Genomic DNA, 12,223 nt, shown 5'->3' on the forward strand with positions numbered 1-12,223 from the left:
GCTTAAACACCACTGAATACCCGGTTCACGTCGGACGTCGCCAGCACACCGAAGATCTCGCCGCCCCGTTCCACCAGGAGGTACTCCCCCGCGGGCGACTCGCGCATGGCGTCGATCAGCGGCTCGCCGGCGAGGTCGGCGGCCAGCACCAGCGACGGTTCGAGGCTGCGCGCCAGTGAGCCCGCCGTCACCCAGGGACGCCGGTTCTCCGGGGTCGCCTCCACCGCGACCTCGTTGAGGATGCCGGTGGGGCGGCCCTCGTGGTCGACCACGACGACGGCTCCCGCGTGAGCCTCGGCCGCCCGGCGCAGCGCCTCGGCCAGCGGCACGTCACCGGTCACCGCGATGGCCCGCCTGGCCAGGGCACGGGCGCTGACCTGCGGGATGCGGGCCCGCACCCGGGCCCCGCGCAGAGCCTGCGTGGCGCCGATCCAGATGAAGGACGACAGCAGCACCGACCAGATGATCATGGTTCCCGGTGCCTGGCCGCTCACCAGCGCCAGCCCGACGGGGACGGCGACCAGCGCGACGGCCAGCACCCGGCCCGCCCAGGCCGCGGCGACCGTGCCGGAGCCGGGGTCGCGGGTGAGCTTCCAGACCCCCGCCCGCAGCATCCGCCCGCCGTCGAGCGGCAGGCCCGGCAGCAGGTTGAAGATCCCGACGATCAGGTTGGCCACCCAGAGCTGGAGGATCAACACCCCGGCCACCGAGGCGCCGTCGACGAACTCCCCCGCGAGGAAACCGATCCCGGCCAGCCCGAGCGAGAGCAGCGGCCCGGCGAAGGCCACCATGAACTCCCTGACCGGGGTCTCCGGCTCACGCTCGATCTCCGACACGCCGCCGAGCAGGTAGAGCGTGACGCGGCGGACCGGCAGCCCGTACATCCGGGCGACCACGCAGTGCGCGAGCTCGTGCAGCAGCACCGACACGTACAGCAGCACGGCGAAGGCGAAGGCGATGAGATACGTGACCGGGACGCTCAGCTCGGGCAGGTAGAGGGCGAAGGGCTGCTGGAAGGTGTAGGTGATGAACGCCGCCACGATGAACCAGGTCGGCGAGACGTAGACCGGGATGCCGAACGGGCGTCCCATCGGCAGTCCGGGATTGCTCCGGCGCGGGCCCTGGCTGCTCACCGCTGACTCACCACTCCTTCTCTCCGCCCTCAGGCCTCGATGGTACGCGCCGCGGGGCCCGGCGCAGTCCGCAGAGGTCCCGCGGGCGCGAACTGTCGCCGGCGTGACCTACAGTGCGGTCATGTCGCCGACCGAGCCTGTGATCATCGGAGCCCTCTCGCCGTCCCGCGCGGGCGACTTCATGACCTGTCCGCTGCTCTACCGCTTCCGGGTGATCGACCGGCTTCCCGAGCCGCCGTCGCCCGCCGCGGTGCGCGGCACGATGGTCCACTCGGTGCTGGAGCGCCTGTACGACCTGCCCGCCCCCGCGCGCACCGTCGAGGAGGCGCGGGATCTGCTGGAGCCGGAGTGGCGCCGGCTCCTGGCGGAGGAGCCGGCCTACGCGACGATGTTCACCGGTGACGACGACCGCGTCCGGTGGCTGGCCGAGGCCCGGGGCATGCTGGAGCGCTACTTCGCCCTGGAGGACCCCACCCGCCTGGAGCCCGCCGAGCGGGAACTGTACGTGGAGGCCGTCCTGGGCAGCGGCCTGATGCTGCGGGGTTACATCGACCGGCTGGACGTGGCGCCCACCGGGGAGGTCCGCGTGGTCGACTACAAGACCGGCAGCGCTCCCGGGCCCGCCTTCGAGGCCAAGGCGTTGTTCCAGATGAAGTTCTACGCGCTGGTGCTGTGGCGGCTGCGCGGCTCGGTGCCGCGCCTGCTCCAGCTGATGTATCTGGGGGGTGACGGCGAGGTCCTGCGCTACAGCCCCGACGAGGCCGACCTGCTGGCCACCGAGCGCAAGGTCGAGGCGCTCTGGGGGGCGATCGAGCGGGCCCTGGAGACGGGCGAGTGGCGCTCCAGGCCCAGCCGGCTGTGCGGCTGGTGCAACTACAAGGAGCTGTGCCCGGAGTTCGGCGGCACCCCTCCTCCGGTCCCCGGGCGGCAACCGGGCGACACCGTCCGCAGCACCCGCCCGGCCAAGACCGCCAGGGCGGCCACCGACGAGCTCTGAGCGCCGCGAGACCCGCGGCCGTCCGCCCGGCCGCCCGTCCCGCCTCCTCCCGTCGGCTCCTCCGTGGGGAGGAGGGCGATATCCCCCGTACAGGGGGCGTGGTGGCATGGTGGCGACACCTACATTGACTGTGTGCGCAACACCACCGGCAGCCTGCGGGCGCGGTTCCGCGAGCATCCGCGGGCCTGTGACGCGGCCCTCGCCGTGGCGCTGGCGGTCGCCGCGGTTCCCTGCGCCTACGTCACGCCCCTGTTCGGCGCGGCGCCGCCGCGCGAGCCCGACGCCCTGAGCCTGACCCTCATCGTGGCCGGCTGCCTGTCGGCGGCGCTGCGGGGCGGCAGGCCGTTCCTGGCGCTCACGCTGGTCTGCCTGGCGCAGATCGCGCCGGCCATGACAGGGCGGAGCACCTCGCTGCTCTGGCTCGTCACGCTGGTGCTGGTCTACTCGATCGCCGCGCACCGGGGTCTGGCGGTCAGCCTGGGCGCCCCGGCCCTCGGCCTCGCCGCCCACCTGGCCTCCGCCGCGCTGGGCGGCCGGCTCGGCGACGTGCGGGCCCACCTGCCGGTCGCCGTGCTGATCGCGGCCGCGTGGATCGTCGGCCGCAACGTGCGCCTGCGCCGGGCCTACCAGGCGGAGCTGGGTGACCGTGCCCGGCGCATGGAGCGCGCTCGGGAGGCCGACCGGAGGGCGGCCAGGGCCGAGGAGCGCTCCCGTATCGCCCGGGAGCTGCACGACGTGGTCGCCCACCACGTGAGCGTGATGACCGTACAGGCCTCCGCGGCGCGGCGGGTGCTGGCCGCCGACCCGGGCAGGGCCGGCGAGGCGTTGTCGGCCATCGAGGAGCTGGGGCGGACCGCCATGACGGAGATGCGCAGCATGGTGGGCGTGCTCAGGACCGACGCGGCGCCCGCCGAGCGTACCCCGCAGCCGGGGGTGGCGGAGATTCCCGCCCTGGTCGACCAGATGTCCGAGGCGGGGCTGCGCACGCGATTGTGCGTCGAGGGCGAACCGGGGACGCTGTCGCCCGGGGTGGACCTGGCCGCCTACCGGCTGGTTCAGGAGGCCCTGACCAACAGCCTGCGGCACGCCGGCCCCCGGGCGCGGGCGTGGGTGACCCTGCGGCACGGGCCGGGCGAGCTGACGGTCCGGGTGGAGGACGACGGACGGGGGCCCGCGACCCGCGACCCGGGCGCCGGCCCGGACATCGATCCCGACGCCGAGCCGGGCGGCCACGGTCTGACGGGTATCCGCGAGCGTGTCGCCCTCTATGGTGGGATCCTGAGGATCGGCCCGCGGCCCGGGGGCGGATTCGAGGTCAATGCCCGGTTCCCCCTCAAGGACAGACGATGACGATCAGGGTGCTGCTGGTGGACGACCAGCCGCTGTTGCGCACCGGTTTCCGCCTCATCCTGGAGGCCGAGCCCGACCTCACGGTGGTCGGCGAGGCCGGTGACGGCAAGGCCGCCCAGGACCAGTCGCGTGCACTGCTGCCCGACGTGGTGCTGATGGACATCCGGATGCCCGGCGTGGACGGCATCGAGGCGACCCGCCGGATCGTGCGCGAGGCCGCCGGCGGCGCGCACGTGCCCCGGGTGCTGGTGCTGACCACCTTCGACCTGGACGAGTACATCGTGGAGGCGCTGCGCGCCGGGGCCAGCGGTTTCCTGCTCAAGGACGTCCCCCCGGACGAACTGGTGCAGGCCATCCGGGTGGTCGCGGCCGGGGACGCCATCGTCGCGCCGAGCGTCACGCGCCGTCTGCTCGACAGGTTCGGCCGGCACCTGCCCTCGGTCCAGCGGCAGTCCACCCCCGCCCGGCTCGACCGGCTGACCGAGCGCGAGCTGGAGGTGCTGCGGCTGATCGCCCGGGGCATGTCCAACGCGGAGATCGCCGCCGAGCTGGTGGTGAGCGAGACGACGGTCAAGACCCATGTCGGCAACGTGCTGACCAAGCTGGGGTTGCGCGACCGGGTGCAGGCGGTGATCCTCGCCTACGAGACCGGCCTGACCACCCCGGGCGCGCTGCCCTGACCCCGGTCGTGGCCGCCCCGGTCCCGCTCGCGTCCGTCCGGGAGGGGAGCCGGGCCCCCGCCCCGGCGCGGCCGTGAGACTGAGACGACGAGACGCCTGAAGGCCGCGGCTCGGAGGCCACGGCCGCCGGGCGTCCGTCCGGCGGCCGAAGACCGGCGGACGGTGGTCGGCGACCGGCGGTCAGCGGACGGTGGTCTTCAGCGGGCCCGGGTCCGCGGCCGTGACGTCTCCGGGGGTGAAGCCCTCGGGCGCGTTCTCCGGGAAGTGGCAGGCCACCTGGTGACCGACGGCCAGCTCGACCAGGGGCGGCTCCACCTTCTTGCAGATCTCCTGGGCCTTCCAGCACCGGGTGTGGAAGCGGCAGGCCGGCGGCGGGTTGAGCGGGCTGGGCACGTCGCCCTGCAGGCGGATGCGCTTGCGGTCCTTGCGCCGCGCCGGGTCCGGGATCGGAACCGCGGACATGAGCGCGTTGGTGTACGGGTGCATGGGCGACTCGTACAGGCTCTTGCGGTCGGCCAGCTCGACGATCTTGCCGAGATACATGACCGCGACCCGGTCGCTGATGTGCCGGACCACCGACAGATCGTGCGCGATGATGACGTAGGTCAGGTCGAGCTCGTTCTGCAGGTCTTCCAGGAGGTTGACCACCTGGGCCTGGATCGACACGTCCAGCGCCGAGACCGGTTCGTCGGCGACGATCAGCTTGGGCTTGAGGGTGAGCGTCCTGGCGATGCCGATGCGCTGGCGCTGCCCGCCGGAGAACTCGTGCGGGTAGCGGTTGTAGTGCTCGGGGTTGAGGCCGACCAGGGCGAGGATGTCCTGGACTTCCTTCTTGATGCTCTGCTCGGTCTTGATGCCCTGGATGCGGTAGGGCGCCCCGACGATGGCACCGACCGTGTGCCGGGGGTTCAGCGACGAGTACGGGTCCTGGAAGATCATCTGGATGTCCCGGCGGAGCGGACGCAACCTGGTCTGCGGCATGTGGGTGATGTCGTGACCCTCGAAGACGATCTCACCGCCGGTGGGTTCGAGCAGCCGGGTGATCAGACGGCCCATCGTGGTCTTGCCGCAGCCGGACTCGCCCACCACGCCGAGTGTCTCCCCCTTGAACACGTCGAAGGAGACGCCGTCCACGGCCCTGACCGCGGCGACCTGCTTCTTCAGGAGGCCCTTCGTCACCGGGAAGTGCTTCTCCAGGCCCCGGACGGACAGCAGCGCCTCGGGGGTGGCCGCGGTCGCGCCGTCCTTCTCAGCCGGGCTCATCTGACTCCCTCCCGCGGCTGCGTGATCTCAGGGGTGCTGCGCTCAGTGGCTCGCTCGCCGCGCTCGCTCACGTGCTCTCCATCGTCGGCTTGATCTCGTTCTCCCAGATGGACCGCCGTTCCTCACGGGGAAGGTGACAGCGGACCAGGTGGCCGCCGCCGGTCTCGGCGAGCTCGGGCACCTCCGCGGTCGCCTTGCCGCCGGTGCGGTCGGCATAGGAGCAGCGGGGGTTGAAGGCGCAGCCGGACGGGAGGTTGATCAGCGAGGGCGGGGAGCCCTTGATCGGTAGCAGCCGGTCGGTGGGCTCCCGGTCCAGCCGGGGCATCGAACCCAGCAAACCCCAGGTGTAGGGGTGCTCGGGACGATAGAAGATGTCTTCGGCCGTACCGTACTCGACGCACCTGCCGCCGTACATCACCAGGATGTCGTCGGAGAGCTCGGCGACCACGCCCAGGTCGTGGGTGATGACGATCAGCGCGGAGTTGAACTCGCGCTGCAGGTCGAGCATGAGGTCCAGGATCTGCGCCTGGACCGTCACGTCGAGGGCGGTGGTCGGCTCGTCGGCGATCAGCAGCTCGGGGTCGCAGGAGAGCGCCATGGCGATCATGGCACGCTGGCGCATGCCGCCGGAGAACTCGTGCGGGTAGCTGTCGACCCGCCTGTCGGGCTGCGGGATGCCCACCCGGCCGAGCATGTCGATCGCGTGCTTGCGCGCCACCGCCTTGCTGACGTCGTGGTGGATCTGATACGCCTCGATGATCTGCGCGCCGATCGTGTAGAACGGGTGCATCGACGACAGCGGATCCTGGAAGATCATCGCCATCTTCTTGCCGCGCAGCTTGCGCACCTGGTCGAGGGGGGCGCTCACGAGCTCCTCGCCGTCCAGCCAGATCTCACCGGAGATCCTGGCGCGGCCTCCCTTGTGCAGGCCCAGGATGCCGAGGCTGGTCACGCTCTTGCCGGAACCCGACTCGCCCACGATGCCGAGGGTCTTGCCCCGCTCCAGCTTGAACGAGAGCCCGTCGACCGACCTGACCAGGCCGTCGTCGGTGGGGAAGTGGATTCGCAGGTCGCGGAGTTCGAGGAATGCCTCGGGAGAGTCGCTCTTCACGCCAGTTTCACTCTCGGGTCCAGAACCGCGTACAGCAGGTCGACGAGCAGGTTGGCGAGCACCACGAAGATCGCGGCGAACATGGTGACGCCCAGGATGATCGGCAGGTCGCCCTGGTTGATGGCACCGACGGCCTCGTAGCCCATGCCGCGCAGGTTGAAGACCCGCTCGGTGAGCACGGCCCCACCCATGAGCTGGCCGAGGTCGAGGCCGAACACGGTGAGGATCGGCACCAGCGTCGAGCGCAGCGCGTGCTTGGTGACGACGGTCTTCTCCTTCAGGCCCTTGGCGCGGGCCGTGCGGATGTAGTCCTCGCCCATGACCTCCAGCATGCTCGCCCGCGTCAGGCGGGCGTACAGCGCGGCGAAGAGGAAGGCCAGGGTGATCCAGGGCAGCAGCATGCTTTGGAACCAGGTGACCGGGTCCTCCAGCATCCCGACGTCGCCCGTGGCCGGGAACCAGCCCAGGGCGTAGACGAAGATCGCACTGGCGAGCAGGCCGGTGAAGTTGATCGGCAGCGAGACTCCGGCCAGGGCGACCGTCATCGCGGTGCGGTCGACCGCACTTCCCTTCCGCAGGGCGGAGATGATTCCCGTCGAGACCCCTATGAGAAGCCAGAGAACCGCGGCTCCGACGGCCAGCTGGGCCGTGACCGGGATCCGGTCGAGCAGCAGCGGCCACACTTCCTGTTCGGTCTTGAAGGAGTACCCCAGGCACGGCGCGGAGCAGTGGGTGACCTCCGTGCCGTCGGAGTAGTCACGCCCCACGACGATCCCCTTGAGGAACTCGGCGTACTGGACGGGGATGGGCTTGTCCATGCCCATCTTCTGGCGGGCGCCTTCGATCGCCGCCGCGTCGGCGGTCTTGCCGACGTACATCAGCGCCGGATCTGTTCCTGTGACGACGGGCACCACGAAGAAGATGCCGAATGCCACCGCCGAGATCACGATGACTGTGATCACTGCGTTGACTAGCCGTCGGATGATGTATCCCAGCAATACGCCCGGCCTCACAGTGGCCGGTGAGGGGTCACCTCACCGGCCACCGCTGGCCTTCACCTGCCCTTCAGCATGTGCAACAGGTACGAGATTACTTACTTACCGTCGCTGACGCCCAGAGCCTGGAAGTCGACCATGCCCCACGCGGAGGCGAAGTAGACGTTGGTCAGGCGGGGGTTACGGTAGTTGAGGGCCTTGTCGAGGGCGTACGGAACGTAGAGCGCCAGGTCCATGACACGCTGGTTGGCCTGCTTGTAGTACTCCGCGGCCTTGACCGGGTCGGTCTCCGCCGAGCCCTTGTCGAACGCCTCGTTGATCTGCGGGTCGTTGACCTCGCTGTAGTTGTTGTTGCCGTTCGGCAGGATGACCCGGCCGTCGACCAGCGGCTGGAGGTAGCCGTAGCCACCCGGCCAGTCCGGGCCCCAGGCGTGCACGATCAGGCCGTAGCCCTTGGAGTGCACGTTGTCGGGCGAGCCGACCACCGAGGAGGAGAGCTTGCCGTCGTACTGGTCGAGGGTGGCCTTGATGCCCACCGCGGCCAGCGACTGCTGGAGCGCCTCGGCGGCCTTGACCTCGGCCGGGCGGTTGTTACGGACGGCGATCTTCGTCTCGAAGCCTTCCGGCTTGCCGCACGCCTTGAGGGCCTCCTTGGCCTTGTCCGGCTGCGGCTTGCCCTGCAGGCGGCCGTACGGGTCGTAGGACTCGTCCGAGCCGAGCACCGTCGAAGGCAGCATGTTGCCGCCGATGCTGCCGGCGTAGGGGCCGCCGCGCGCGTTCAGCATCGCGGTCGGGTCGGCCGCGTAGATCACGGCCTTGCGGCAGTCGATGTTGTCGAACGGCGGCACCTTCTGCGCGATGGCCACGTAGCGCAGGAAGCCCGTGGTCGGCAGGTCGGCGTTGCCCTTGAGCTTCGGGTCCTGCAGGATCTTGGCGCGGGCGGCCTGCTGGACACCGGACTGGCCGACGTCGAGGTCGGCGGTGCCGGCCAGCAGCCGGGCGTCGAGGTCGTCGGCGTTGGTGGTGATGTTGAGCTCGACCTTGTCCGGCAGGGCCTTGCGGATCGGGTCGCTCTCCTGCTTCCACTGGTCGTTGCGGACCAGCACGAGCTTCTTGCCGGGCTCGTACGACTCGAACTTGTACGGACCGGAGGAGAACGGGCGGAGGGTGTACTTGGCGCCGGTGTCCTTGGCCTGGGGCACCGGGGTGGCGCCGGGCATCGCCAGCAGGTACATGAAGTCCGCGAACGGCTTCTTCAGCTTGAAGATGATGGTCTTGTCGTCCGGCGTCTCGACGGACTTCAGGCCCAGCTTGTCCTTGTCCTTGTCCTTGTACGGACCGGGGTAGTTCTGTCCCTGGTCCAGCTGGTCCTTCAGGTAGACCGGACCGCCGGGCAGGACGTCCTGGGCGAAGACGCGCTCGATGCCGTACTTGAAGTCCTTGGAGGTGACGGGGGTGCCGTCCTCGAAGGTCAGGCCGTCGCGCAGCTTGAAGGTGTAGGTGAGCTTGTCCTCGGAGATCTCCGGCAGCTCGGCCGCGGCGTCCGGAACCAGCTTCAGGCCGTCGGGGCCCGGCTTGGTGTCGTAGGTGACGAGGTTGCGCGTGAAGTAGCGCGACATGTTCCAGAAGAACGCGTAGTAACCGCGCGCCGGGTCCCAGAAGTCGGCGTCCTGGGAGGCCCACAGGTTCAGCGTGCCGCCCTTCTTGTCGGACGGGTTCACCACACTGTCGAGGATCTTGTTGTAGCCCGCGGCCTCGACGCCGCCCGGCGCCGCCGAGTTCCCGCCGGCCGGCTTCGTTCCGGCGCTCCCGCCGCAGGCCGCGACAGCCACGCTGAGGAACGCGCCGACCGCGACGGCGGCCAGTTTCCGTGACTTGCTCATTCGGGAGTTACACCCCTTGTCTCTAGCTACCAGGAACACATTCGGTCTGTCGGGGTCAGCGCACCCGTGGGTCCAGGGCGTCGCGCAGGCCGTCTCCGAAGAGGTTGAAGGCGAGGACGGTGACGAAGATCGCCGTACCGGGAATGATCATGAAGAGCGGTGCCGTCTGGTACGTGGAGATCGCGTCCGACAGCATCTGGCCCCACGAGGGGGTGGGAGCCTTCACCCCGACGCCGAGGAAGCTCAGCGACGCCTCGGTGAGGATGTTGGTGGGGATGATCAGCGTCGTGTAGACGAGGATCGGCGCCACCAGGTTGGGCAGGATCTCCGAACGGAGGATGTGCATCCGGGTCGCGCCGAGGCTGCGGGCGGCGTCCACGAACTCGCGTTCACGCAACGTGATCACCTGACCGCGCACGATCCGGCCGATGTAGGGCCAGCCGAACAGTCCGATCACCACGATGAGCACGCCCATCCGGACGCCGCTGCCCTCAAGCCCCCACAGCTTGTCCGGCACCACCGAGACCAGGGCGATCGCGAACAGCAGCTGAGGGAAGGCGAGCAGCAGGTCCATCAGACGGCTGATCATCTGGTCGAGCCAGCCGCCGAAGAACCCCGCCATGCCGCCCATGATCGTGCCGATCAGCACCGCGACCAGCGCGGAGAGGACACCGATGAGCAACGAGACCTGGGCGCCGTAGACGATCCGGCTGAAGATGTCGCGACCCGTGGTCGGCTCGACTCCGAGCAGGTGCTCGGAGCTGATGCCGCCGAAGCTGCCGAGCGGGGCACCGGTCCCCGGGTCGACCAGGTCGTTGTTCCACTTGTCGATCGGGTGCCCGAAGAGACCAACGATGAGCGGCGCGAGAACGGCGATGAGGATGAGCAGGAAGACGACGATCGCGCCGCCGATCGCGACCTTGTCGCGCTTGAGACGCATCCACGCGATCTGGCCGAGCGAACGCCCTTCGATGGCCTTCGCGCCCACCCCTTCGATAACGGCCTCCGGCTGGGCCTCCATGGCCGTGCCGGAGACATCGAGCGGTGCGGTCATACAGTTGGCCCCCTGGATCCCAGACGACGTTGTCCGTTAACGCGTCCCCCGGGTCGGGGTGTCGCGCCGTCAGTCTACGGGCCGATATCCGTTGGCCCGTGCGCAGAATCTATGGTCTGAGCTGCGCCGACCAGTCCCCTGAGAGGCTATGTGGCTTAACTGTGATTTATGCGAAATTCATTTGTTTTGATCTGCCGGACAATGTCCAGAGAGCGTCCTGCTTGTGTCTCGAATCTGTGACACGAAGTGGACGTGACACCCGAGATCAGCCGATCCCGCGACGCTTGAGGATCTCCTCGATGTCGGAGAAGTCGTCGTCGGCGGCGGGCTTCGCGGTGGGCTTCGCCGGGGGCCTGCCGGCGGCCGGGGCCGCCGGGGCGGAGGGTCGCGGCAGCGGCTGCGTGGCGGTCGTACCCGGGGTGACGGCCTCGCCCCGCTTCCTGTCCGCCACCGCTGGAGCTGAGGGCCCGGTGGAACCGGCCGCGCTCCCGCGCCGCCCGCGCAGCACCCCGGAGACGACGAAGAGCACGGCCGACAGCCCCGTCAGCGCCACTCCCGCCCACACGAAGGGGTTGAACACCAGGCCGGTCAGGAAACCCACGATCGCGGTCCCGATCTGCCACAGGGTCGGCAGGGCGCCGGTCAGGTAGGCGGCCATCGGCAGCAGCGACCAGGCCGCCGCGCGCAGCCCCGCCGCGGCCCCCCTGCGGCGCAGCAGCAGGAAGCTCAGCACCAGCCCCGCACCGGTGACCCCGGCGCAGAGCGGCAACCACGCGATCTGGTCGAACGTCATAGCGGACCGCCCCCTCGTATCGGCTTACCCGCTTCCCATCCTGGCACGCGCGACCGCGGCGGAAGCTCCTCCGGAAGGAGGGATCATCCCCTAGGGGATGATCGGGGTGAGCCCTGATATCCGTGGACATCCGAGGCGGACGGCGGTGCCCACGTCCGGCCCGGCGAGGGGCCGGGCGGCAGATCCCGCGGCGGGCGGCGGCACACGTGTCCGCCCCGGCCGGAGAGCAGACGGCGGTAGACCCCGCGGCGGGCGGCGCGCGTGTCCGCCCGCCCGAAGGCCGGGCGGCGTCAGATCTCGCGGGCGGACAGTTCGCGCAGCGTCTCGACGTCGACCTCCAGCAGCGAGCCGACCACCAGCCGGCCAGGGGCCTCGGGAACGGGGACCACGCTCGGCACCGCCACCACCCGGCAGCCCGCCGCGGTGGCCGCGGTGACCCCGTTCGGGGAGTCCTCCAGCACGACGCAGCGGGCCGGTTCGGCACCCAGCAGGCGGGTGGCCGTCAGGTAGGGCTCGGGGTCGGGCTTGGGCCTGGCGACCTGGTCGCCGGTCACCACGTGGTCGAAGTTGTGCCTGCCGATGCTCTCCAGGCACGCCTCGGCGATCGGCCGGAGCGAGGAGGTCACCAGGGCGGTGGGCAGTCCGGCCCGGCGTACGGCGGCCAGCAGCTCCGCCGCGCCGGGCATCATCTCCACCCCGCCGGAGAGCCTGGTGATCATGCCGTCCAGCATCCAGGCCGTCACCTCCTCGGGGCTCACCCCGCCGCCCGCGACCTGGAGCATGTAGGCCACCGTGCTCGGCATGGAGCCGCCCACCAGGTGCTCCTGGTCGCCGTGGCCCCACCGGCCGCCGAGCCGCTCCATCACCTCGCTCTCGACCTCGAACCAGATCTTCTCGCTGTCCACGAGAAGACCGTCCATGTCGAAGAGAACCGCTTGCATACCTCGGAAAACCCCCTGCGGCC

At 70.2% G+C, this 12,223-nt stretch carries 11 protein-coding genes; 3 read left to right on the forward strand and 8 right to left on the reverse strand.

The genetic code is table 11. From position 1 onward, the window contains the following. Window positions 1–2: 2 nt before the first annotated feature. On the reverse strand, window positions 3–1,091 hold the full coding sequence (locus F4562_RS04430; protein WP_184545618.1) for a site-2 protease family protein: 1,089 nt from the start codon (window positions 1,089–1,091) through the stop codon (window positions 3–5). Between the two features lie 163 nt (window positions 1,092–1,254). Here F4562_RS04430 and F4562_RS04435 point away from each other — a divergent pair, with 163 nt between their 5' ends. From F4562_RS04435 to F4562_RS04445, 3 genes are all read left to right on the forward strand, one after another. Next, window positions 1,255–2,130 carry a RecB family exonuclease gene (locus F4562_RS04435; protein ID WP_184545474.1) on the forward strand — a complete coding sequence of 292 codons (876 nt, stop codon included), beginning with the start codon at window positions 1,255–1,257 and terminating at the stop codon, window positions 2,128–2,130. A gap of 132 nt (window positions 2,131–2,262) precedes the next feature. After that, window positions 2,263–3,480 (forward strand): sensor histidine kinase, encoded by a 1,218-nt coding sequence (locus tag F4562_RS04440; RefSeq protein ID WP_184545476.1) that lies wholly within the window; start codon window positions 2,263–2,265, stop codon window positions 3,478–3,480. Then, window positions 3,477–4,160 carry a response regulator gene (locus F4562_RS04445; RefSeq protein ID WP_184545478.1) on the forward strand — a complete coding sequence of 228 codons (684 nt, stop codon included), beginning with the start codon at window positions 3,477–3,479 and terminating at the stop codon, window positions 4,158–4,160. Before F4562_RS04440 ends, F4562_RS04445 begins: the two co-directional genes overlap by 4 nt. Window positions 4,161–4,340: 180 nt before the next feature. On the opposite strand, the gene F4562_RS04450 is transcribed toward F4562_RS04445, so the two are convergent. The 7 genes from F4562_RS04450 to F4562_RS04480 all read right to left on the reverse strand — a co-directional run bounded on the left by F4562_RS04450 (window position 4,341) and on the right by F4562_RS04480 (window position 12,200). Further along, the gene (locus F4562_RS04450) at window positions 4,341–5,423 is read right to left on the reverse strand and encodes an ABC transporter ATP-binding protein (RefSeq protein WP_184545480.1); all 1,083 of its coding nucleotides are present in this window, start codon (window positions 5,421–5,423) and stop codon (window positions 4,341–4,343) included. Between the two features lie 67 nt (window positions 5,424–5,490). Beyond that, entirely contained in the window at window positions 5,491–6,534 is a 1,044-nt protein-coding gene (locus tag F4562_RS04455) for an ABC transporter ATP-binding protein (protein WP_184545482.1), read from the reverse strand. After that, window positions 6,531–7,532 (reverse strand): ABC transporter permease, encoded by a 1,002-nt coding sequence (locus F4562_RS04460; RefSeq protein WP_184545484.1) that lies wholly within the window; start codon window positions 7,530–7,532, stop codon window positions 6,531–6,533. Before F4562_RS04460 ends, F4562_RS04455 begins: the two co-directional genes overlap by 4 nt. Window positions 7,533–7,627: 95 nt before the next feature. Then, entirely contained in the window at window positions 7,628–9,412 is a 1,785-nt protein-coding gene (locus F4562_RS04465) for an ABC transporter substrate-binding protein (protein WP_184545486.1), read from the reverse strand. A gap of 55 nt (window positions 9,413–9,467) precedes the next feature. Then, entirely contained in the window at window positions 9,468–10,466 is a 999-nt protein-coding gene (locus F4562_RS04470) for an ABC transporter permease (RefSeq protein WP_184545488.1), read from the reverse strand. A gap of 265 nt (window positions 10,467–10,731) precedes the next feature. Continuing rightward, on the reverse strand, window positions 10,732–11,259 hold the full coding sequence (locus F4562_RS04475; RefSeq protein WP_184545490.1) for a cellulose synthase: 528 nt from the start codon (window positions 11,257–11,259) through the stop codon (window positions 10,732–10,734). Between the two features lie 290 nt (window positions 11,260–11,549). After that, a complete protein-coding gene (locus tag F4562_RS04480) occupies window positions 11,550–12,200 on the reverse strand; it encodes an HAD family hydrolase (RefSeq protein ID WP_184545492.1) in 651 nt (216 codons plus the stop codon). Window positions 12,201–12,223 lie beyond the last annotated feature (23 nt).

Source organism: Streptosporangium becharense (assembly GCF_014204985.1).
In the GTDB taxonomy this organism is placed as follows: domain Bacteria; phylum Actinomycetota; class Actinomycetes; order Streptosporangiales; family Streptosporangiaceae; genus Streptosporangium; species Streptosporangium becharense.